Annotated in this window: 33 protein-coding genes; 1 reads left to right on the forward strand and 32 read right to left on the reverse strand. The window is 34.8% G+C overall.

Annotation, left to right across the window (positions count from 1 at the left end):
- Positions 1-52: 52 nt before the first annotated feature.
- The 32 genes from rplQ to rpsL all read right to left on the reverse strand — a co-directional run bounded on the left by rplQ (position 53) and on the right by rpsL (position 17,484).
- Positions 53-544, reverse strand: coding sequence for a 50S ribosomal protein L17 (rplQ, locus tag B0A75_RS16155; protein ID WP_031456031.1), 492 nt, complete (start codon positions 542-544; stop codon positions 53-55).
- Between the two features lie 62 nt (positions 545-606).
- The gene (locus B0A75_RS16160) at positions 607-1,599 is read right to left on the reverse strand and encodes a DNA-directed RNA polymerase subunit alpha (RefSeq protein WP_008464329.1); all 993 of its coding nucleotides are present in this window, start codon (positions 1,597-1,599) and stop codon (positions 607-609) included.
- Positions 1,600-1,620: 21 nt separating this feature from the next.
- A complete protein-coding gene (gene rpsD, locus B0A75_RS16165) occupies positions 1,621-2,226 on the reverse strand; it encodes a 30S ribosomal protein S4 (RefSeq protein WP_029272055.1) in 606 nt (201 codons plus the stop codon).
- 90 nt (positions 2,227-2,316) lie between these two features.
- On the reverse strand, positions 2,317-2,700 hold the full coding sequence (gene rpsK, locus B0A75_RS16170) for a 30S ribosomal protein S11 (RefSeq protein WP_053470832.1): 384 nt from the start codon (positions 2,698-2,700) through the stop codon (positions 2,317-2,319).
- A gap of 8 nt (positions 2,701-2,708) precedes the next feature.
- On the reverse strand, positions 2,709-3,083 hold the full coding sequence (gene rpsM / locus B0A75_RS16175) for a 30S ribosomal protein S13 (RefSeq protein ID WP_089055322.1): 375 nt from the start codon (positions 3,081-3,083) through the stop codon (positions 2,709-2,711).
- Positions 3,084-3,085: 2 nt separating this feature from the next.
- The gene (gene ykgO, locus B0A75_RS16180) at positions 3,086-3,202 is read right to left on the reverse strand and encodes a type B 50S ribosomal protein L36 (RefSeq protein WP_002987490.1); all 117 of its coding nucleotides are present in this window, start codon (positions 3,200-3,202) and stop codon (positions 3,086-3,088) included.
- A gap of 12 nt (positions 3,203-3,214) precedes the next feature.
- Entirely contained in the window at positions 3,215-3,430 is a 216-nt protein-coding gene (gene infA / locus B0A75_RS16185; RefSeq protein ID WP_007136545.1) for a translation initiation factor IF-1, read from the reverse strand.
- Positions 3,431-3,437: 7 nt separating this feature from the next.
- A complete protein-coding gene (secY, locus tag B0A75_RS16190; protein WP_089055323.1) occupies positions 3,438-4,784 on the reverse strand; it encodes a preprotein translocase subunit SecY in 1,347 nt (448 codons plus the stop codon).
- A 13-nt stretch (positions 4,785-4,797) separates the two neighbouring features.
- Positions 4,798-5,250: a 50S ribosomal protein L15 gene (gene rplO, locus B0A75_RS16195; protein WP_026982954.1), complete on the reverse strand. Its 453-nt coding sequence runs from the start codon at positions 5,248-5,250 to the stop codon at positions 4,798-4,800.
- A gap of 11 nt (positions 5,251-5,261) precedes the next feature.
- Positions 5,262-5,444 carry a 50S ribosomal protein L30 gene (gene rpmD / locus B0A75_RS16200; protein ID WP_056068811.1) on the reverse strand — a complete coding sequence of 61 codons (183 nt, stop codon included), beginning with the start codon at positions 5,442-5,444 and terminating at the stop codon, positions 5,262-5,264.
- 11 nt (positions 5,445-5,455) lie between these two features.
- Complete coding sequence (gene rpsE / locus B0A75_RS16205) at positions 5,456-5,980, reverse strand: 30S ribosomal protein S5 (protein WP_085950926.1); 525 nt, start codon at positions 5,978-5,980, stop codon at positions 5,456-5,458.
- A 3-nt stretch (positions 5,981-5,983) separates the two neighbouring features.
- On the reverse strand, positions 5,984-6,334 hold the full coding sequence (rplR, locus tag B0A75_RS16210; RefSeq protein ID WP_089055324.1) for a 50S ribosomal protein L18: 351 nt from the start codon (positions 6,332-6,334) through the stop codon (positions 5,984-5,986).
- 11 nt (positions 6,335-6,345) lie between these two features.
- Entirely contained in the window at positions 6,346-6,888 is a 543-nt protein-coding gene (gene rplF, locus B0A75_RS16215; protein ID WP_089055325.1) for a 50S ribosomal protein L6, read from the reverse strand.
- 18 nt (positions 6,889-6,906) lie between these two features.
- Positions 6,907-7,305 (reverse strand): 30S ribosomal protein S8, encoded by a 399-nt coding sequence (gene rpsH, locus B0A75_RS16220; protein WP_029272051.1) that lies wholly within the window; start codon positions 7,303-7,305, stop codon positions 6,907-6,909.
- Between the two features lie 104 nt (positions 7,306-7,409).
- Positions 7,410-7,679, reverse strand: coding sequence for a 30S ribosomal protein S14 (rpsN, locus tag B0A75_RS16225; RefSeq protein WP_031456037.1), 270 nt, complete (start codon positions 7,677-7,679; stop codon positions 7,410-7,412).
- Positions 7,680-7,682: 3 nt separating this feature from the next.
- Complete coding sequence (rplE, locus tag B0A75_RS16230; RefSeq protein ID WP_017495015.1) at positions 7,683-8,234, reverse strand: 50S ribosomal protein L5; 552 nt, start codon at positions 8,232-8,234, stop codon at positions 7,683-7,685.
- A gap of 2 nt (positions 8,235-8,236) precedes the next feature.
- Complete coding sequence (gene rplX / locus B0A75_RS16235; protein WP_007803650.1) at positions 8,237-8,551, reverse strand: 50S ribosomal protein L24; 315 nt, start codon at positions 8,549-8,551, stop codon at positions 8,237-8,239.
- 11 nt (positions 8,552-8,562) lie between these two features.
- A complete protein-coding gene (gene rplN, locus B0A75_RS16240; RefSeq protein WP_007803649.1) occupies positions 8,563-8,931 on the reverse strand; it encodes a 50S ribosomal protein L14 in 369 nt (122 codons plus the stop codon).
- 2 nt (positions 8,932-8,933) lie between these two features.
- On the reverse strand, positions 8,934-9,194 hold the full coding sequence (gene rpsQ / locus B0A75_RS16245; protein ID WP_089055326.1) for a 30S ribosomal protein S17: 261 nt from the start codon (positions 9,192-9,194) through the stop codon (positions 8,934-8,936).
- Between the two features lie 17 nt (positions 9,195-9,211).
- Positions 9,212-9,403: a 50S ribosomal protein L29 gene (rpmC, locus tag B0A75_RS16250; protein WP_008464297.1), complete on the reverse strand. Its 192-nt coding sequence runs from the start codon at positions 9,401-9,403 to the stop codon at positions 9,212-9,214.
- A 12-nt stretch (positions 9,404-9,415) separates the two neighbouring features.
- The gene (gene rplP, locus B0A75_RS16255; RefSeq protein ID WP_017495016.1) at positions 9,416-9,841 is read right to left on the reverse strand and encodes a 50S ribosomal protein L16; all 426 of its coding nucleotides are present in this window, start codon (positions 9,839-9,841) and stop codon (positions 9,416-9,418) included.
- 19 nt (positions 9,842-9,860) lie between these two features.
- Positions 9,861-10,622 carry a 30S ribosomal protein S3 gene (rpsC, locus tag B0A75_RS16260; protein ID WP_007803635.1) on the reverse strand — a complete coding sequence of 254 codons (762 nt, stop codon included), beginning with the start codon at positions 10,620-10,622 and terminating at the stop codon, positions 9,861-9,863.
- Between the two features lie 5 nt (positions 10,623-10,627).
- A complete protein-coding gene (gene rplV / locus B0A75_RS16265) occupies positions 10,628-11,041 on the reverse strand; it encodes a 50S ribosomal protein L22 (RefSeq protein WP_007803631.1) in 414 nt (137 codons plus the stop codon).
- 6 nt (positions 11,042-11,047) lie between these two features.
- Positions 11,048-11,326 carry a 30S ribosomal protein S19 gene (rpsS, locus tag B0A75_RS16270; protein ID WP_008464288.1) on the reverse strand — a complete coding sequence of 93 codons (279 nt, stop codon included), beginning with the start codon at positions 11,324-11,326 and terminating at the stop codon, positions 11,048-11,050.
- A 6-nt stretch (positions 11,327-11,332) separates the two neighbouring features.
- Positions 11,333-12,157 (reverse strand): 50S ribosomal protein L2, encoded by an 825-nt coding sequence (gene rplB, locus B0A75_RS16275; protein WP_035650459.1) that lies wholly within the window; start codon positions 12,155-12,157, stop codon positions 11,333-11,335.
- A 9-nt stretch (positions 12,158-12,166) separates the two neighbouring features.
- On the reverse strand, positions 12,167-12,457 hold the full coding sequence (gene rplW / locus B0A75_RS16280; protein WP_012022489.1) for a 50S ribosomal protein L23: 291 nt from the start codon (positions 12,455-12,457) through the stop codon (positions 12,167-12,169).
- 7 nt (positions 12,458-12,464) lie between these two features.
- Complete coding sequence (gene rplD, locus B0A75_RS16285; protein WP_089055327.1) at positions 12,465-13,094, reverse strand: 50S ribosomal protein L4; 630 nt, start codon at positions 13,092-13,094, stop codon at positions 12,465-12,467.
- A complete protein-coding gene (gene rplC / locus B0A75_RS16290) occupies positions 13,094-13,711 on the reverse strand; it encodes a 50S ribosomal protein L3 (protein ID WP_057124294.1) in 618 nt (205 codons plus the stop codon). The genes rplD and rplC overlap by 1 nt, the downstream gene beginning before the upstream one ends.
- Before the next feature lie 405 nt (positions 13,712-14,116).
- A complete protein-coding gene (rpsJ, locus tag B0A75_RS16295) occupies positions 14,117-14,422 on the reverse strand; it encodes a 30S ribosomal protein S10 (RefSeq protein WP_007803605.1) in 306 nt (101 codons plus the stop codon).
- Between the two features lie 10 nt (positions 14,423-14,432).
- Positions 14,433-16,589 carry an elongation factor G gene (gene fusA / locus B0A75_RS16300; protein WP_089055328.1) on the reverse strand — a complete coding sequence of 719 codons (2,157 nt, stop codon included), beginning with the start codon at positions 16,587-16,589 and terminating at the stop codon, positions 14,433-14,435.
- A gap of 10 nt (positions 16,590-16,599) precedes the next feature.
- Positions 16,600-17,076: a 30S ribosomal protein S7 gene (gene rpsG, locus B0A75_RS16305; protein ID WP_017495022.1), complete on the reverse strand. Its 477-nt coding sequence runs from the start codon at positions 17,074-17,076 to the stop codon at positions 16,600-16,602.
- Between the two features lie 24 nt (positions 17,077-17,100).
- On the reverse strand, positions 17,101-17,484 hold the full coding sequence (rpsL, locus tag B0A75_RS16310) for a 30S ribosomal protein S12 (RefSeq protein ID WP_007136570.1): 384 nt from the start codon (positions 17,482-17,484) through the stop codon (positions 17,101-17,103).
- A gap of 182 nt (positions 17,485-17,666) precedes the next feature.
- On the opposite strand from rpsL, the gene B0A75_RS16315 reads away from it, so the two are divergent.
- Positions 17,667-19,364, forward strand: coding sequence for a ShlB/FhaC/HecB family hemolysin secretion/activation protein (locus tag B0A75_RS16315; protein ID WP_165765134.1), 1,698 nt, complete (start codon positions 17,667-17,669; stop codon positions 19,362-19,364).
- Positions 19,365-19,436 lie beyond the last annotated feature (72 nt).

Raw genomic sequence — 19,436 nt, forward strand, 5'->3', positions numbered from 1 at the left:
TAAACTAAAAATTAGTTTATCCTTGATTTCTATAGAATCATTACTTTCATAATTATTCAGAAGCTTCAGTAGTCGTTTCTGATTCAGCAGCAGGAGCTTCTGGAGTAGTCTCCTCAGCTTTTTTAGCTTTACCACCACGACGGCTTTTTGCTTTTTTAACTTCTTTTTTACCACCATTGTAAAGTTCATTGAAATCTACAAGTTCGATCATTGCCATATCAGCATTATCTCCCAAACGATTCCCAACTTTAATGATACGAGTGTATCCACCTGGACGGTCACCAACTTTAGCAGCTACGTCTCTGAACAAATCAGTTACAGCATATTTACTACGTAAGTAAGCAAAAACAATACGACGATTGTGAGTCGTATCTTCTTTTGATTTAGTGATTAAAGGCTCAACAAATTGTTTAAGCGCTTTAGCCTTAGCAACAGTAGTGTTAATACGTTTGTGCTCAATAAGAGAACAAGCCATATTAGCCAACATAGCTTTTCTATGTCCAGTCTGTCTGCTTAAGTGGTTGAATTTTTTTCCGTGTCTCATGACGTGTTTTTTTTATCTTCATCTTGCTACAATCCACTATGGAGAGCAAAATATGAAGTAAATTATTCTTTATCTAATTTGTATTTAGCTAAGTCCATTCCGAAAGTTAAATTTTTAACTGCAACAAGTTCGTCAAGTTCAGTTAAAGATTTTTTACCAAAATTACGGAATTTCATTAGGTCATTTTTATTGAACGATACTAAATCACCAAGTGTATCAACTTCAGCCGCTTTCAAGCAATTTAATGCTCTCACAGATAAATCCATATCAACAAGCTTAGTTTTAAGCAATTGTCTCATATGCAATGACTCTTCATCATACGATTCTGTTTGTGCAATTTCGTCAGCCTCAAGTGTAATTCTTTCGTCAGAAAACAACATGAAATGGTGAATTAAAACTTTTGCAGCTTCAGTAAGAGCATCTTTAGGATTAATAGATCCATCAGTTTTAATTTCAAAAACCAATTTTTCGTAATCTGTTTTTTGCTCTACACGGAAGTTTTCAATTGCATACTTTACATTTTTTACCGGAGTAAAAATAGAGTCAGTAAAAATTGTTCCAATTGCAGCATTCTGTTTTTTGTTCTCCTCAGCAGGAACGTATCCTCTACCTTTTTCGATTGTTAAATCGAAGTTCAATTTGATTTTAGAATCTAAATTACAGATAACAAGGTCTGGATTCAAAACTTGGAAACCTGAAATAAATTTTTGAAAATCACCTGCTGTCAATTGATCTTTACCAGAAACAGAAATAGTAACTGATTCATTATCGATATCTTCGATCTGACGTTTGAAACGTACTTGTTTTAGATTAAGGATAATTTCGGTAACATCTTCAACAACACCTGAAATAGTAGAAAACTCATGATCTACACCTTCGATACGAACAGATGTAATTGCATAACCTTCTAATGCTGAAAGCAAAACTCTTCTAAGTGCATTACCAACTGTCAATCCATAACCAGGTTCCAAAGGTCTAAATTCGAATTTACCTTCAAAATCGGTTGAATCGATCATGATAACTTTATCGGGCTTTTGAAAATTAAATATTGCCATAAATTTCGACTAAGTCAATTATTATTTGTTGTACAACTCTACGATTAATTGTTCTTTAATGTTTTCTGGAATTTGAAGTCTTGCAGGTACAGAAACAAAAGTTCCTTCTTTAAGATCATTGTTCCAAGTAATCCATTCATAAACATGACTTGAATTTGATAAAGAACGTTCGATAGCTTCTAAAGATTTAGATTTTTCACGAACTGCAACTTTATCACCAGGCTTAAGGTGGTAAGAAGGAATATTAACAACCTCACCATTAACAGTAATGTGTCTGTGAGATACGATTTGACGAGCACCTCTTCTAGATGGAGCAATTCCCATTCTAAAAACAACATTATCTAATCTTGCTTCACATAATTGTAATAAAACTTCACCAGTTACTCCTTTAGTTGCTGATGCTTTTTCGAATAAATTTCTGAATTGTTTTTCTAAAATTCCGTAAGAATATTTAGCTTTTTGCTTTTCCATTAACTGAACAGCGTACTCAGATTTTTTTCCTCTTTTTTTTGCCATCCCGTGTTGTCCAGGTGGGTAATTTCTTTTTTCGAAAGATTTATCATCTCCGAAGATTGCTTCGCCAAACTTACGAGCGATTCTTGTGCTAGGACCAGTATATCTTGCCATTTTAAATTGTTTAAGATTGAGATTATGAATTCAGGTCTTATCCTTCGATAATCTATATTCAATCTAGGTTATACTATAATTTTTTGAGTATTAAACTCTACGTCTTTTAGGAGGACGACATCCGTTGTGAGGCATTGGAGTAACATCGATAATCTCAGTAACTTCAATTCCACCGTTATGAATAGAACGGATAGCAGACTCACGTCCGTTTCCTGGTCCTTTTACATAAACTTTTACTTTTTTAAGTCCAGCTTCAAGAGCTACTTTACTACAATCTTCTGCTGCCATTTGAGCTGCGTACGGAGTATTCTTTTTAGAACCTCTGAAACCCATTTTTCCAGCTGAAGACCAAGCAATAACTTCACCTTTCTTATTTGTCAAAGAAATAATAATATTGTTAAAAGTAGAAGAAACATGAGCTTCACCCGTTGATTCAACGATAACTTTACGTTTTTTTGCAGTTGCTTTAGCCATATTACTTATTATTTAGTTGCTTTTTTCTTGTTAGCAACAGTTTTTCTTTTTCCTTTTCTAGTTCTAGAGTTGTTTTTAGTTCTTTGACCTCTTAATGGAAGACCAGATCTATGACGAATACCTCTATAACAACCAATATCCATTAAACGTTTGATGTTCAAAGAAACTTCAGAACGTAATTCTCCTTCAATTTTGAATGCTCCAACAGCTTCACGAATTGCTCCGATCTCGTCATCATTCCAATCTTGAACTTTTTTATCTTGGCTAACTTGAGCTTTTTCTAAAATCTCAATAGCTCTACTTTTTCCTAATCCGAAAATATAGGTAAGTGCAATAACACCTCTTTTGTTTTTTGGGATATCTACCCCTGCTATTCTTGCCATAATTATCCTTGTCTTTGTTTAAATCTAGGATTCTTTTTGTTTATTACGTACAATCTCCCTTTTCTACGCACGATAATGCACTCGGCACTTCTCTTTTTTACTGATGCTCTAACTTTCATAGTGAATATCCTTTAATATCGATAAGTAATTCTTGCTTTTGACAAATCGTAAGGACTCATTTCTAGTTTCACTTTATCACCAGGTAATAACTTGATATAATGCATACGCATTTTTCCAGAAATATGAGCAATTACAATATGTCCATTTTCTAACTCCACACGGAACATCGCATTTGATAATGCTTCAATGATTGATCCGTCTTGTTCTATTGCTGATTGTTTTGCCATAAATATATTAAGCTACTGCTTTTCTATTTTTACCAGTCTTCATTAAACCATCATAATGCTTGTTTAACAAGTATGAATTGATTTGTTGAATAGTATCTATTGCAACTCCAACCATAATTATTAATGAGGTACCTCCAAAAAACATTGCCCAAGATTGTTGTACATCCATAATACTTACAACAATAGCTGGGAACACAGCAATCAAAGCAAGGAATAAAGATCCTGGGAAAGTTATTAAAGACATCACTTTATCTAGAAACTCAGAAGTTTCAGCTCCTGGACGAACGCCCGGAATAAAACCACCGCTTCTCTTTAAATCATCAGCCATCTTGTTAGTAGGTACGGTAATCGCAGTATAAAAGAATGTAAATACAATAATTAAAGTTGCAAAAACAAAATTATACCAAAAACCAAACATATTACTAAATGCACCAACAATTGATTGTGATGTATCTGATTTAGACAATCCAGCTACAGCTGCAGGGATAAACATAATTGCCTGAGCAAAAATGATTGGCATAACTCCAGAAGCATTAAGCTTTAAAGGAATCCATTGTCTATTACCTCCTGCTAAATCTTGCTCATAATCACCAGTTGTTGTACGACGAGCGTATTGAACTGGGATTCTACGTACTGCCATTGTAAGCAATACACAAGAAATGATTACCAATAGCCACACAATAATTTCAATAACTAACAACATTGGACCTCCATTGTTATTGGTAACTCTCGTTGTAAACTCTTGTATAAAAGCTTGTGGTAAACGAGCTAGAATACCAACCATAATTAATAATGAAATTCCATTTCCAATACCTTTATCTGTAATTTTCTCACCAAGCCACATAGCAAAAATAGTACCAGTTACTAAGATGATAACAGACGAGAACAAAAATTCAGGAGAATTAAAGCCTAGTAGAAATGCACTACTAGGCAGTGTTCTGTATAAATTATAGATATAAGTTGGACCTTGAACCAGTGTAATAGCTATAGTCAACCAACGAGTGATTTGATTAATCTTTTTTCTACCACTTTCTCCATCGTTCTGAAGTTTTTGCAAATATGGAATCGCAATTCCCATTAACTGAACAACAATAGATGCAGAAATATAAGGCATAATACCTAAAGCAAAAACTGAAGCTTTAGAGAAAGCACCTCCTGTAAACATGTCTAGGATAGACCCTAAACCATTTTTAGTTTGTCCCGCTAAACCTGTTAATTGAGTTGCATCAATTCCAGGAAGCGTAACGTGTGCACCAAAACGATATACTAAAAGCAACCCTAATGTAATTAAGATTCTGTTTTTCAGTTCTTCGATTTTCCAAACATTACTTATTGATTCAATAAATTTCTTCATCTTAATAGATAAGTTATATAGTTACAGCTTCTCCACCAGCAGCTTCAATAGCAGCTTTTGCAGTAGCAGTAAATTTGTGGGCAGTTACTTTTAATTTTGCTTTCAATTCTCCTCTACCTAAAATCTTAACGATCTCATTTTTGGTAGCTAGACGATTTGCTACGAAATCTGTCATAGAAACAGAATCAGTAATCACACCATTGTCTACTAACAATTGAAGCGTATCTAAATTAACACCTTCGTATTCTTTACGATTGATGTTTGTGAAACCAAACTTAGGCACACGTCTTTGAAGTGGCATTTGCCCTCCTTCAAAACCAATCTTTTTAGAATAACCAGAACGAGATTTTGCTCCTTTGTGACCTCTTGCAGCAGTGCCACCTTTTCCAGAACCTTCTCCTCTACCTAATCTTTTATTTTGATTGTGTGTAGATCCTTCAGCAGGTTGTAAGTTACTTAAATTCATAACAGTATTTGTTATTTAGCTTCTTCTACAGAAACTAAGTGTTTAACTTTGTTTATCATACCAAGGATAGCAGGATTTGACTCATGCTCCACAACTTGTCCCATTTTACGTAGACCTAAAGCTTCTAAACCTCTCTTTTGAGAAAGAGGACAGTTGATCTTGCTTCTTACTTGTTTTACTAATAATTTAGCCATAATTTCCTTGATTAACCTTTAAAAACTTTTTCTAAAGAAACTCCTCTTTGTTTTGCAACAGTATGAGCGCTTCTCATTTGTAATAAAGCATCAAAAGTTGCTTTAACTACGTTATGCGGATTTGATGATCCTTGAGATTTTGATAATACGTCGTGAATACCTACTGATTCAAGAACTGAACGAACAGCTCCACCAGCAATAACTCCTGTACCATGAGAAGCAGGAATTAAGAATACACGTGCACCACCAAATTTTCCTTTTTGTTCGTGAGGAACAGATTGTCCATTCAAAGGAATTTTTACTAAATTTTTCTTAGCATCTTCTACTGCTTTCGCAATTGCTTCAGAAACGTCTTTAGATTTTCCTAATCCATGACCAACTACTCCATTTTCATCACCTACAACTACAATAGCAGAAAAACCGAAAGCTCTACCACCTTTTGTAACTTTAGTAACACGATTAACACTTACCAGACGATCTTTAAGTTCAAGACCACTTGGTTTTACCAATTCTACATTTTTGTATTTAGACATAATATATTAGAATTTAAGTCCAGCCGCTCTTGCGCCTTCTGCTAATGATTTAATACGACCGTGATATAAGTATCCACCTCTATCAAAAGTGATGGTTTCAATCCCAGCTTTTAACGCTTTCTCTGCAACTAATTTTCCAACAGCAGCAGCGATTTCAACGTTAGTACCTTTTCCTATTTCTTTTTCTCTTGAAGATGCAGCTAATATAGTAACTCCATTTACATCATCAATAAGTTGAGCGTAAATTTCTTTATTACTTCTAAATACAGATAGTCTTGGGTTAGTAGCAGTACCACTAATCGATTTTCTAATTCTGAATCTAATTCTCTGTCTTCTATCAGATTTTGTTAATGACATAATCTTATTTTTTAAGCTGATTTACCTGCTTTTCTTCTTAATACTTCACCCACAAATTTAACACCTTTTCCTTTGTATGGCTCAGGCTTACGGAAACCTCTGATTTTCGCAGCAACTTGACCTAAAAGTTGTTTATCAAATGATGTTAATTTTACGATTGGGTTCTTACCTTTTTCAGATATCGTCTCTAAAGCTACTTCTGGAGCAATTTCTAAAACAATATTGTGAGAATATCCAAGAGCTAAATCTAATTTTTGACCTTGGTTTGAAGCTCTATAACCAACTCCAACTAATTCTAGTTCTTTAGTAAAACCTTCAGATACACCAACAATCATGTTATTGATCAATGATCTGTATAATCCGTGTTTTGCTCTTTGGTCTTTATGATCAGATGATCTTTCAACTGAAACTTGATCACCTTCAACTTTAACAGTTACGTCCGAAAACTCCTGAGTTAGTTGACCTTTTTTTCCTTTTACTGTAATAATACCTTCTTTAACTTCAACAGTTACACCAGCAGGGATTACAATTGGGCTTTTACCTATTCTTGACATCTTATCTAGTGTTTAAAATTAGTATACGTAACAAATTACCTCACCACCTACATTTAACTGCTTAGCTTGTTTTCCAGTCATCAAACCTTTTGATGTAGAAACAATAGCAATTCCTAATCCATTAAGGATTCTAGGTAATTTGGCAGCACCAGCATACTTACGTAAACCTGGTTTACTAATTCTTTGGATATCTTTAATTACAGGCTCTTTAGTATCTTTATCGTACTTTAAAGCAATTTTGATAGAACCTTGAACAGTGTTCGTTTCAAATTTGTAACTCAAGATATAACCTTGATCAAATAAGATCTTAGTTATTTCTTTTTTAAGATTAGAAGCTGGAATTTCAACAACTTTGTGGTTTGCAGCCACAGCGTTACGAACTCTAGTCAAATAATCTGCAATAGGATCTGTATACATATGTATTTGATTGCGATTATGGTTTTCGGGAGACACCCGTCTCCCGAACCTTTAATCAATTAAAATTATTTTTTGGTTTGCAAAAGTAATAACTTATTGCGAGATTACCAAGATGCTTTTTTTACTCCAGGAATTAACCCATTATTAGCCATCTCACGGAAAGTTACACGTGAAATACCGAATTGACGGATATAACCTCTTGGTCTACCTGTTAATTTACAACGATTGTGCAAACGAACTGGTGAAGCATTTTTAGGTAATTTTTGTAAGCCTTCATAATCTCCAGCTTCTAATAAAGCTTTTCTTTTTTCAGCGTACTTAGCTACCGTTTTCTCTCTTTTAACCTCGCGGGCTTTCATTGATTCTTTAGCCATGTCTTAATTCTTTTTAAAAGGTAATCCTAATTCAGCCAATAATGACTTTGCTTCCTTGTCTGTTTTTGCAGTAGTAACAAATGTAATATCCATTCCTGAAATTTTGTTTACTTTGTCAATATCAATTTCTGGGAAAATGATTTGCTCTAAAACTCCAAGATTGTAGTTACCTCTTCCGTCGAAACCTGTAGCTTTGATACCACTAAAATCTCTAACACGTGGTAAAGCAGAAGTAATAAGTCTATCTAAAAACTCATACATTCTTTCACCGCGCAAAGTAACTTTTGCTCCAATAGGCATCCCTTTTCTCAATTTGAATGACGCAACGTCTTTCTTTGAAATTGTAGATACTGCTTTTTGTCCAGTGATCTTTGTCAACTCATCAACCGCATAGTCAATAAGTTTTTTATCAGATACAGCTGCACCAACTCCACGGCTCAAAACGATTTTTTCAAGTTTAGGAACTTGCATTACGTTTGTATATCCGAACTCTTCTTTAAGAGCAGAGATTACTCTACTCTTATATTCTTCTTTTAGTCTAGGTGTATATGCCATTACTATAGTACTTGATTAGATTTTTTTGAAAATCTTACTTTCTTATCTCCTTCTACTCTAATACCTACTCTAGTTGTTTCCTTAGTTTTAGGATCAATTAGAGAAATGTTAGAAATTTGAATAGAAGCTTCTTTCTTAACGATACCACCTTGAGGGTTTTTAGCACTTGGTTTTGTATGTTTCGAAACCATGTTTACACCTTCAACTATCGCTTTATTTTTCTCACGGTAAACACGTAAAACTTTACCTTCAGCACCTTTATGGTCTCCAGCAATAACTCTTACGATATCTCCTGATTTTATTTTTAGCTTTATCATCTTAAAACGAATTAAAGCACTTCTGGTGCTAATGATACAATTTTCATGAATTGTTTTTCACGAAGTTCTCTTGCTACCGGACCAAAAACACGAGTTCCTCTCATTTCCCCTGCAGCGTTCAAAAGAACACATGCATTGTCATCGAAACGAATATAAGAACCATCAGCTCTTCTCACTTCTTTTTTGGTACGTACAACAACTGCAGTTGAAACAGCTCCTTTTTTCACGTTTCCGTTTGGAGTTGCATCTTTAATAGATACTACAATCTTGTCACCAACAGAGGCATACCTTCTTTTGGTACCTCCTAAAACACGGATAGTTAAAACTTCTTTTGCTCCCGTGTTATCTGCTACTTTTAGTCTTGATTCCTGTTGTACCATAATTATTTAGCTCTTTCTAAGATTTCAACTAATCTCCAACATTTTGTTTTACTTAAAGGACGCGTTTCGCTAATTCTTACAGTATCTCCAATGTTACAGTCGTTTGTTTCGTCGTGTGCAACATATTTCTTAGTTTTCAACACGAACTTACCGTATAATGGGTGTTTTACTCTTCTTACTTCCGAAATAACGATAGATTTATCCATCTTATTTGAAGTAACAACACCTATTCTTTCTTTTCTTAAATTTCTTTTTTCTTCCATCTTTCAGCAGAATACAATTATTGTAACTCTCTTTTAGTTAACTCTGTAGCCAATCTTGCAACTGTTCTTCTAACGCTTCTAATTTGAAGTGGGTTAGCAATTGGAGAAATAGCATGAGCCATTTTTAGGTCAGCATATACTTTCTTAGTTTGACTAAGCTTTTCTTGCAACTCCGCTGCAGAAAGATCTTTTATTTCTGATTGTTTCATAATAAATATAAATTATGCTTCGAAATCTCTAGCAACGACGAATTTAGTTTTTACTGGAAGTTTCTGAGCTGCAAGACGTAAAGCCTCTTTTGCAACTGATAACGGAACTCCTCCAACTTCAAACATAATTCTTCCTGGTTTAACAACAGCAGCCCAATACTCAACTGCTCCTTTACCTTTACCCATACGTACTTCAAGAGGTTTCTTAGTGATAGGTTTGTCTGGAAATATTTTAATCCATAATTGTCCCTCTCTCTTCATGTAACGAGTTGCAGCGATACGCGCAGCTTCGATTTGACGAGAAGTCAAGAACATTCCATCTTCATGTACAGATTTAATACCAAACATTCCATTAGAAAGTTCATGCCCTCTTTGAGAGTTACCTTTCATTTTACCTTTTTGTACCTTACGGTATTTTGTTCTTTTAGGCTGTAACATTTTTCTTTAGTTTAAAAATTTACTTTCTTTTACGAGCGTCTGGTTTACCACCTTTGTTAAAAGGTTTTCTATCTCCTCTTGGAGAATCTCCACCTTTACCACCACCAGTTCCAGATTGTTTTTTATCCATTCCTGCAAGTGGAGAAAGATCTCTCTTTCCGTAAACCTCACCTTTCATGATCCACACTTTGATACCCATTCTACCGTAAGTAGTGTGAGCTTCAGCCAAAGCATAGTCAATATCAGCTCTGAAAGTTGATAGAGGAATTCTACCTTCTTTGAAACCTTCTGAACGCGCCATCTCAGCACCATTCAAACGACCAGAAATCAAAACTTTGATACCTTCAGCGTTCATACGCATAGAAGCAGCAATAGCCATTTTGATTGCACGTCTGTAAGAAATACGGCTTTCGATTTGACGAGCGATGCTTGTCGCCACAAGATAAGCATCTAACTCAGGTCTTTTGATTTCAAAGATGTTGATTTGAACCTCTTTGTCAGTAACTTTCTTAAGTTCTTCTTTTAACTTGTCTACCTCTTGTCCACCTTTTCCGATAATGATACCAGGTCTAGCAGTAGTGATAGTAACGGTTACAAGTTTCAAAGTTCTCTCGATGATTACTTTTGATACACTAGCTTTTGATAAACGAGCATGGATATACTTTCTGATTTTGTGATCTTCGGCTAATTTATCACCGTAATCATTTCCACCATACCAGTTTGAGTCCCATCCTCTGATGATACCAAGTCTATTTCCAATTGGATTTGTCTTTTGTCCCATGCTGCTTAAGAATTGCTTTGTGTGTTATTGATAGCTCCAAGCACGATTGTAACGTGGTTAGAACGTTTTCTGATTCTGTGTGCACGACCTTGTGGAGCTGGACGAAGTCTTTTTAACATCATTCCACCATCTACTCTGATCTCTTTAACAAATAATCCAGCTTCTTCTAAATTACCTTCACTATTTTTTTGCTCCCAGTTGTTGATTGCAGATAACAATAGTTTTTCTAATTTTCTTGAAGCTTCTTTAGAACTGAATCTTAAAATGTTAAGTGCTCTTTCTACCTTCTGACCTCTTACCAAGTCCGCTACTAAGCGCATTTTTCTAGGTGAAGTAGGGCAGTTATTCAATTTTGCGAAAGCAATAGACTTATTAGCCTCTTTTCTCGCATCTGCTGTTTCTCTTTTACGAACTCCCATTGCTTCTTATTTTTTACCTTTATTTTTTGCTCCAGCATGACCTCTAAAAGATCTAGTTGGTGAAAACTCTCCTAATTTGTGACCTACCATGTTTTCTGTTACGTAAACTGGTACAAATTGACGACCGTTATGAACTGCGATAGTTTGCCCAACGAAATCTGGAGTAATCATTGAAGCTCTAGACCAAGTCTTAACAACTGCATTTTTACCACTTTCTACGTTTTCTTGAACTTTCTTGTCTAATTTATAATGAACGAAAGGTCCTTTTTTTAATGAACGTGCCATATCTTATTATTTCTTTCTACGTTCTACGATATACTTGTTACTCGGGTTTTTCTTAGAACGAGTTCTGTAACCTTTAGCTGGCAATCCGTTTCTTGAACGTGGGTGCCCTCCAGAAGAACGTCCTTCACCACCTCCCATAGGGTGATCAACTGGGTTCATCGCTACTGGTCTAGTTCTAGGTCTTCTTCCTAACCATCTTGTTCTACCTGCTTTTCCAGATACAACTAATTGGTGATCAGAATTAGAAACAGCTCCAATTGTAGCCGAACAAGTTAACAAGATTAATCTTGTCTCACCAGATGGCATTTTAATTGTTGCATATTTCCCGTCTCTTGCCATTAACTGAGCAAAAGTTCCAGCTGAACGAGCAATAACAGCTCCTTGTCCTGGACGTAACTCAATACAAGATATAACAGTTCCAAGAGGAATTCTGCTTAAAGGTAATGTATTACCAATTTCAGGTTGAGATTCTGGACCAGAAACTAATTTCTGACCAACTTTCAATCCGTTTTGAGCAATTACATAAGTTTTCTCTCCATCAGCATAAGCTAATAAAGCGATAAATGCAGTACGATTTGGATCGTATTCAATTGATTTCACTGTAGCCGGAATTCCGTCTTTAGTTCTTTTGAAATCAATAATACGATATCTCTGCTTGTGACCACCACCCGTATAACGCATGGTCATCTTTCCTTGACTATTTCTACCTCCAGAGTTTTTTATCGGCGCTATCAAAGAGCGTTCCGGCTTATCAGTTGTAATGGCGTCATAACCATTCACAACTCTAAATCGCTGACCTGGGGTAATAGGTTTTAATTTTCTTACTGACATTTTTCTATCTTAGATATTGTTGTAAAAATCAATTGTTTCTCCTTCTTGTACTTGAACAATTGCTTTTTTAATTGCATTTGTCTTTCCACTGATTAAACCACTTTTAGTGTATTTAGTAGATCTATCTGGTCTCACATTCATTGTGTTAACAGAAACGATAGTTACTCCATAAGCAGCTTCAACAGCTTTCTTAATTTGAACTTTGTTTGCTTTTTTGTCAACAACGAATCCGAAGCGGTTTAGAACTTCACTTTCTTTGGTTACTTTTTCAGTTACTATAGGTCTAATTATGATACTCATACTCCTATTATTTACTTAAATTTTCTTCAATTAACTCCAAAGAACCTTCTAAAAGCACCAAATTATTAGTGTTTAATATTGCGTAAGTGCTTAATTCTGAGCTAGTTACGACATTAGAAGCCTTTAAATTGCGTGACGACAAATATACATTTTTATTTGACTCTCCCAACACAAATAGAGATTTTTTATTTTCTAACCCTAAAGCTTTCAAAACGTTAATGAAATTTTTAGTGTTTGGCGCTTCAAAATTAAAGTCTTCAAGAACGATAATATTCGACTCTTTTGCTTTGATTGAGAAAGCTGATTTTCTTGCCAATCTTTTTAAGCCTTTATTCAATTTAAATGAATAACTTCTTGGTCTTGGTCCGAAAATTGTTCCACCACCTTTAAACAATGGATTCTTAATACTTCCCGCACGAGCAGTACCAGTTCCTTTTTGTTTTTTAATCTTACGCGTACTACCAGTTACTTCAGCTCTTTCTTTAGCCTTATGAGTACCTTGTCTTTGATTAGCAAGATATTGCTTAACATCAAGATATACAGCGTGATTGTTTGGTTCAATTGCGAATACTGAATCAGAAAGTTGAACTTTTCTACCAGTATCTTTTCCGTTGAAATCTAATACTTTTACTTCCATTACTTCTGAATGATTACATAAGAGTTTTTGTGACCAGGAATACATCCTTTAACAACAAGTAGATTCTTTTCAGCAACTACTTTTAAAACTCTAAGGTTTTGAACTTTTACATTATCTCCTCCCATTCTTCCAGCCATACGCATTCCTTTGAATACTCTAGATGGATAAGAAGAAGCTCCCACAGAACCTGGCGCTCTTAAACGGTTGTGCTGACCATGAGTAGCTTGCCCAACACCACCAAAACCGTGACGCTTAACAACACCTTGGAAACCTTTACCTTTAGATACACCTTGTACATCTACAAATTCTCCTTCTTCAAAAATAGAAACATCAATAAGATCTCCTAATTTTTGTTCAGTTGCAAAATCTTGGAATTCAACGACTTTTTTCTTAGCAACAGTTCCAGCTTTTTTAAAGTGCCCTAAAGCAGCTTTAGTAGAATGTTTCTCGTTTTTGTCATCGAAACCTAGTTGCAACGCTTCGTACCCGTCAACACCTTTGGTTCTGACTTGGGTAACAACACATGGACCAGCTTCGATTACTGTACAAGGAATGTTTTTCCCGTTTTCGTCGAAAATACTAGTCATGCCGATTTTCTTACCAATTAACCCAGACATAAATATTAATTATTAATTACTAAAATTCCCTTCAATTTGAAAATAACAGAAATTTCCAAACAGGGAGTGCAAAAGTAGACATTAAAATTGAATATACCAAACAGTTAGAAAAATTAAATCGCTCATAATCAAAATCCAAGAGCTCAACTCCCCAATAAGAGACCATAATTTCTTTCAAAGAATAAACCTCAAAACACGAAAAACAAAATAAAGTTATCAACAAAAACAACTTCCACAATCAAAAGAAAAACTTTGGCAAGTGCCTAAACAAAAGACCTTTCAACAAAAAAACATAATACTTATTTAAACTTTAGACAACAAAAACTCAACATCAAAACCAAAATAAGATCAACAAAAAAAGCGAGACATTTCTGTCTCGCTTTTTATATATAAAATATAATAAAATTATACTTTTATTTCTACTTCAACACCACTTGGCAATTCAAGTTTCATTAAAGCATCAATAGTTTTAGATGAAGATGAATAAATATCAATCAATCTCTTGTATGACATTACTTCAAATTGCTCTCTCGCTTTTTTGTTAACGTGCGGAGAACGCAATACAGTGAAAAGTTTTTTGTGAGTTGGTAACGGAATTGGACCTGTTACAACTGCCCCAGTAGTTTTTACTGTTTTTACGATCTTTTCAGCAGATTTATCTACCAACATGTGATCGTAAGATTTTAGTTTTATTCTGATTTTTTGACTCATTTTCTTAAAATTAAGCGTTACCTTTTGCTTTTTTGATTACCTCTTCTGAAATATTAGAAGGTGTTTCTGCATAGTGAGAAAACTCCATTGTTGAAGTAGCTCTACCAGAAGATAAAGTTCTTAACGTAGTTACGTATCCGAACATTTCTGACAAAGGCACATCAGCCTTAATAGTTTTAGCACCATTTCTATCACCCATATCATTAACCTGCCCTCTACGACGGTTCAAATCACCTACGATATCACCCATATTTTCTTCCGGAGTAATAACCTCGATTTTCATGATTGGCTCAAGAATAACAGCTCCAGCAGCACGTCCTGATTCCTTATAACCCATTCTTGCAGCTAATTCAAACGATAATGCATCAGAATCCACAGGGTGGAAAGACCCATCAGTTAAAGTAACTTTCAAACTATCCACAGCATAACCTGCTAATGGACCCGTTTTCATAGCTTCTCTAAATCCTTTTTCAACAGCAGGGATATATTCTTTAGGAACGTTACCACCTTTTACAGCATTGATAAATTGTAATCCAACTGGAACTTTACCATCAACTTCATCAGCAGGCTCGATTGTAAATACGATATCACCAAATTTACCACGACCTCCAGATTGTTTCTTGTAAGTCTCTCTATGTGTTGCAGATCTTGTAAACGCTTCTTTGTATTCAACTTGAGGCTCACCTTGGTTAACTTCAACTTTAAATTCACGTTTCATACGATCTACCAAGATATCTAAGTGAAGCTCACCCATACCTGAGATAATAGTTTGACCAGAAGCCTCATCAGTTCTAACTGTAAATGTAGGATCTTCCTCAGCTAACTTAGCTAATGCCATACCCATTTTATCAACGTCAGCTTTTGTTTTTGGCTCAATAGCAATACCAATTACAGGATCAGGGAATTTCATAGATTCCAAGATAATTGGATTCTTTTCATCACAAAGAGTATCTCCTGTTTTAATATCTTTAAATCCAACAGCAGCACCAATATCTCCAGCCTCAATAAATTCGATTGGATTTTGCTTATTAGCGTGCATTTGATAAATACGAGAAATTCTTTCTTTGTTACCAGAACGAGTATTTAAAACGTAAGAACCTGCATCTAAACGCCCAGAGTAAGCACGGAAGAAAGCTAAACGCCCAACGAATGGGTCAGTAGCAATTTTAAATGCTAAAGCAGCAAATGGCTCCTTAACATCTGGCTTACGCAAGATTTTAGTTTGATCTTCTTCTAATAAATCAGCATCATCAGGGTGAATTCCCTCAATACCTTCTTTATCTAATGGAGACGGCAAATATTTACAAACCGCATCCAACATAAATTGAACACCTTTGTTTTTGAAAGATGAACCAGCAAGCATTGGAATAATTGCCATATCAATAGTAGCAGCTCTTAATGCATTGTTGATTTCTTCCTCTGTAATAGAGTTTTCATCTTCCATATATTTATCCAAAAGATTCTCATCATAAGTAGCAATCTCTTCGATAAGAATTGAACGATAATGCTTCACATCATCAATCATGTCTGCAGGAATATCAACGATATCAAAAGTAGCTCCTTGAGTTTCATCATGCCATACAATAGCTTGATTTTTAACTAAATCAACGATACCTTTAAAATCAGCCTCATCACCAATAGGCAAAGTAATTGCAACCGCATTCGATTTCAACATATCTTTTACCTGTCCACAAACTGCTAAAAAGTTAGCACCTTGACGGTCCATTTTATTCACGAATCCCATACGAGGAACTCTATATTGATCAGCAAGTCTCCAGTTTGTTTCTGATTGTGGCTCAACACCATCAACTGCACTAAACAAGAAAACTAAACCATCTAATACACGTAAAGAACGGTTTACCTCTACAGTAAAGTCAACGTGTCCAGGAGTATCAATAATATTAAAGTGGTATGGTAATGATTCTGGAAGAACTTTACCTTGCTCAGTTGGAAAATTCCAAGTACAAGTTGTAGCTGCAGAAGTAATTGTAATACCTCTTTCTTGCTCTTGTGCCATCCAGTCCATTGTCGCTGCACCATCGTGCACCTCACCTAGTTTGTGTGACTTTCCAGTATAAAAAAGAATACGCTCTGTTGTTGTTGTTTTACCAGCATCAATGTGAGCAGCAATCCCAATATTTCTTGTATATTTTAAATCTCTAGCCATTTCTTACGAATTAAAATCTAAAGTGAGAGAATGCTTTGTTAGCCTCTGCCATTTTGTGAGTATCCATTCTTTTCTTAACCGCAGCACCTTCTTCTTTAGCAGCAGCTAAACATTCTGACGCTAAACGTTGTGCCATAGATTTTTCATTTCTTCTTCTAGAATAAAGTATTAACCACTTCATTGCCATAGAAATTTTTCTATCTGGACGAATCTGCATTGGAATTTGAAATGTAGCTCCACCAACTCTACGACTACGTACTTCTACGTGAGGCATAACGTTTGTTAAAGCATCTTTCCAAATCTCTAATGAAGTTTTCTCATCATTTTGCTTTTTAGATTCAATGATATCAATTGCATCATAAAATACTTTAAAAGCTGTAGATTTCTTACCATCCCACATTAAGTTGTTCACAAAACGCGTTACTAATTGGTCGTTAAACCTCGGATCTGGTAAAAGTGGTCTTTTCTTTGCCGCTCTTTTTCTCATGTCTTTTTCTTAAAAGTTTTTAAATTACTTTTTTGCTTCTTTTGGGCGTTTAGCACCGTACTTAGATCTTCTTTGCGTTCTTCCTGCAACTCCTGACGTGTCAAGCGCTCCACGAACGATATGATATCTAACACCTGGTAAATCTTTTACCCTTCCGCCTCTAACTAATACTATCGAGTGCTCTTGTAGATTGTGTCCTTCTCCAGGAATGTAAGCATTCACCTCATTACCATTTGTCAAACGTACACGCGCAACTTTACGCATTGCAGAGTTTGGTTTTTTTGGTGTAGTAGTGTAAACACGCGTACAAACCCCTCTTCTTTGAGGACAAGAATCTAAAGCAACCGATTTACTCTTCTTAGTTATCTGAGTTCTTCCTGTTCTTACTAATTGTTGAATTGTTGGCATAATTAATACTAAAAATTATTTATGTATATTAAATTCCCGCTTTTTACGGGGTTGCAAATGTATAAAATATTTTTCACTATACAAACGTTAATTCATTAATTTTCAACAACATTATTTATCACTATGTTTTTACGAACAAACAATAGATATTTGTAACGCATTTAACCAACACAAAACAACACTTGAAACAATTTATATTTATATTTTTCTTCAACCTAAGTTTTTCTTGTTATGCACAAAACTTTCACTTAACTATTAACGGATCAAATCCTGCCGAAACCCAAACGATAGATTCAACAAATTATTCAAAAATCCACAAAAACACAAATTCACTTCTTAACGAAATAAGAATCACATCACAAAAGCTATCAAAAAAGGGATACATAGACAACCAAGCATTAACTACCAACAAAACAAACGACAGCACTTACACCACTTTAATAATCCTAAAAAAACAAATTACCAGCATACACTTAAATATAAAATCGATTAATTTCATTTCTAATTTAAAAACAAAAAAAAACGACAGCATAATCATTCCATATAATGAAATAGAAAACTATTTAAACAAAATAACAGTTGATGCAGAAAAACAGGGTTACGCACTAAGCAAACTTAAACTTGAAAACATCCGAAGAAAAAACCAAACAATATACTCTGACCTAAAATTCGAATCAGAAAAAAAACGCGTCATAAACTCGATCATTATAAAACACCAAAACACAACCAAAACAGATTACTTTCCAAAAGGACACCTAAAACAGTTAAACAAAAAATACACGCACAAAACCTTCAATCAAGAGACATTAAAAGAACTTTATACCGACATTAACAACTTTGAGTTCCTTAATCAAACAAAATATCCTGAAATTTTATTTACAAGCGACTCTACCAAAATTTACTCCTATATAGAAAAAAGAAAAGCAAACACTTTTGACGGCTATATAGGTTTCTCTAATGAAGAAAACAAAAAAATAAGACTCAACGGATACCTTGACATTACACTATTAAACACATTACACTCAGGCGAACAATTTTCGCTGTACTGGAAAAGCGACGGCAATCAGCAACAATCCTTTAACACCAAAATCGAAATACCATACATCTTCCAAAGTTCTCTTGGAATAAAAGCACAATTAAACATATTTAAACAAGACAGCACTTTTCAGAATACCAAAACGTCGATTGATCTTGGCTATTATCTAAAATACAATTCCAAAATCTATCTAGGTTACCAATCTACGGAATCAAGCGATATTCAAAACACAAACAGTTCAATAATTAGTGACTACAAAAATTCTTTCACAACACTAACCTTCGATTACATAAACAACAACAGTAACGATCTTTTACACAAAAAAGCAAACATCCACTCCACAATTGGCTTTGGAAAAAGAAACACTTCCAACTCACCAACACCAACAAAAACAACCCCGCAACTACTCCTCGATCTAAATCTATCTTACAACTTTGAACTCAACAAGAAAAACTACTTCTATACCAACCTTCAAAGTCAGCATCTAAAGAGCAAAAACTACATAACAAACGAGCTATTCCGATTTGGCGGACTAAAATCAATTCGCGGATTTGCCGAAAACAGCCTTCAAGGCAACAACATCAATTTACTACTAACAGAATACAGATATCTAACAAGCCAAAACTTATATATACACAGCATACTTGACTGCGGCTTATATCAAGACCAAACCACTCCAACAAATCCAAAAAAATTCAACACACTATTCTCTGCTGGTCTCGGACTAGGACTACTAACGAAAAATGGACTTCTAAAAATCACAATAGCAAACGGAAGCACAAACAAAACCGAAATCAAACTATACAACAGCATGCTAAACATAAACTACAACGTAAAATTTTAAGAGTCACCACTACATCAAAAACCAACAAAAAATTTAACCATTATTTTACATTACAAAAAAGAAACAACCAAT

The sequence above is a fragment of the Flavobacterium oncorhynchi genome, from assembly GCF_002217355.1.
Classification (GTDB): Bacteria; Bacteroidota; Bacteroidia; order Flavobacteriales; family Flavobacteriaceae; genus Flavobacterium; species Flavobacterium oncorhynchi.

What these genes read in the sequence shown, in the direction of transcription:
- rplX (WP_007803650.1), bottom strand. Translation starts at nt 8,551, where the DNA reads ATGATAAAGCTAAAAATAAAATCAGGAGATATCGTAAGAGTTATTGCT.
- rplR (WP_089055324.1), bottom strand. Translation starts at nt 6,334, where the DNA reads ATGTCATTAACAAAATCTGATAGAAGACAGAGAATTAGATTCAGAATT.
- B0A75_RS16160 (WP_008464329.1), bottom strand. Translation starts at nt 1,599, where the DNA reads ATGGCAATATTTAATTTTCAAAAGCCCGATAAAGTTATCATGATCGAT.
- rplF (WP_089055325.1), bottom strand. Translation starts at nt 6,888, where the DNA reads ATGTCAAGAATAGGTAAAAGCCCAATTGTAATCCCTGCTGGTGTAACT.
- rplV (WP_007803631.1), bottom strand. Translation starts at nt 11,041, where the DNA reads ATGGGAGTTCGTAAAAGAGAAACAGCAGATGCGAGAAAAGAGGCTAAT.
- rpsL (WP_007136570.1), bottom strand. Translation starts at nt 17,484, where the DNA reads ATGCCAACAATTCAACAATTAGTAAGAACAGGAAGAACTCAGATAACT.
- rpsG (WP_017495022.1), bottom strand. Translation starts at nt 17,076, where the DNA reads ATGAGAAAAAGAGCGGCAAAGAAAAGACCACTTTTACCAGATCCGAGG.
- rplP (WP_017495016.1), bottom strand. Translation starts at nt 9,841, where the DNA reads ATGTTACAGCCTAAAAGAACAAAATACCGTAAGGTACAAAAAGGTAAA.
- rpmC (WP_008464297.1), bottom strand. Translation starts at nt 9,403, where the DNA reads ATGAAACAATCAGAAATAAAAGATCTTTCTGCAGCGGAGTTGCAAGAA.
- ykgO (WP_002987490.1), bottom strand. Translation starts at nt 3,202, where the DNA reads ATGAAAGTTAGAGCATCAGTAAAAAAGAGAAGTGCCGAGTGCATTATC.
- rplO (WP_026982954.1), bottom strand. Translation starts at nt 5,250, where the DNA reads ATGAATTTAAGTAACTTACAACCTGCTGAAGGATCTACACACAATCAA.
- rpsK (WP_053470832.1), bottom strand. Translation starts at nt 2,700, where the DNA reads ATGGCTAAAGCAACTGCAAAAAAACGTAAAGTTATCGTTGAATCAACG.
- rplN (WP_007803649.1), bottom strand. Translation starts at nt 8,931, where the DNA reads ATGGTACAACAGGAATCAAGACTAAAAGTAGCAGATAACACGGGAGCA.
- fusA (WP_089055328.1), bottom strand. Translation starts at nt 16,589, where the DNA reads ATGGCTAGAGATTTAAAATATACAAGAAATATTGGGATTGCTGCTCAC.
- rpsC (WP_007803635.1), bottom strand. Translation starts at nt 10,622, where the DNA reads ATGGGACAAAAGACAAATCCAATTGGAAATAGACTTGGTATCATCAGA.
- rpsQ (WP_089055326.1), bottom strand. Translation starts at nt 9,194, where the DNA reads ATGGAAGAAAAAAGAAATTTAAGAAAAGAAAGAATAGGTGTTGTTACT.
- rpsJ (WP_007803605.1), bottom strand. Translation starts at nt 14,422, where the DNA reads ATGAGTCAAAAAATCAGAATAAAACTAAAATCTTACGATCACATGTTG.
- rpsH (WP_029272051.1), bottom strand. Translation starts at nt 7,305, where the DNA reads ATGTATACAGATCCTATTGCAGATTATTTGACTAGAGTTCGTAACGCT.
- rplD (WP_089055327.1), bottom strand. Translation starts at nt 13,094, where the DNA reads ATGGAAGTAAAAGTATTAGATTTCAACGGAAAAGATACTGGTAGAAAA.
- rpsM (WP_089055322.1), bottom strand. Translation starts at nt 3,083, where the DNA reads ATGGCAAGAATAGCAGGGGTAGATATCCCAAAAAACAAAAGAGGTGTT.
- infA (WP_007136545.1), bottom strand. Translation starts at nt 3,430, where the DNA reads ATGGCAAAACAATCAGCAATAGAACAAGACGGATCAATCATTGAAGCA.
- rplC (WP_057124294.1), bottom strand. Translation starts at nt 13,711, where the DNA reads ATGTCTGGGTTAATTGGTAAGAAAATCGGCATGACTAGTATTTTCGAC.
- rplE (WP_017495015.1), bottom strand. Translation starts at nt 8,234, where the DNA reads ATGGCATATACACCTAGACTAAAAGAAGAATATAAGAGTAGAGTAATC.
- rpsS (WP_008464288.1), bottom strand. Translation starts at nt 11,326, where the DNA reads ATGGCACGTTCATTAAAAAAAGGACCTTTCGTTCATTATAAATTAGAC.
- rplW (WP_012022489.1), bottom strand. Translation starts at nt 12,457, where the DNA reads ATGAGTATCATAATTAGACCTATAGTAACTGAAAAAGTAACCAAAGAA.
- rpmD (WP_056068811.1), bottom strand. Translation starts at nt 5,444, where the DNA reads ATGGCTAAATTATTAGTAAAACAAGTAAGAAGCAAGATCAACTGTCCT.
- rplB (WP_035650459.1), bottom strand. Translation starts at nt 12,157, where the DNA reads ATGTCAGTAAGAAAATTAAAACCTATTACCCCAGGTCAGCGATTTAGA.
- rplQ (WP_031456031.1), bottom strand. Translation starts at nt 544, where the DNA reads ATGAGACACGGAAAAAAATTCAACCACTTAAGCAGACAGACTGGACAT.
- secY (WP_089055323.1), bottom strand. Translation starts at nt 4,784, where the DNA reads ATGAAGAAATTTATTGAATCAATAAGTAATGTTTGGAAAATCGAAGAA.
- rpsD (WP_029272055.1), bottom strand. Translation starts at nt 2,226, where the DNA reads ATGGCAAGATATACTGGTCCTAGCACAAGAATCGCTCGTAAGTTTGGC.
- rpsN (WP_031456037.1), bottom strand. Translation starts at nt 7,679, where the DNA reads ATGGCTAAAGAATCAATGAAAGCCCGCGAGGTTAAAAGAGAGAAAACG.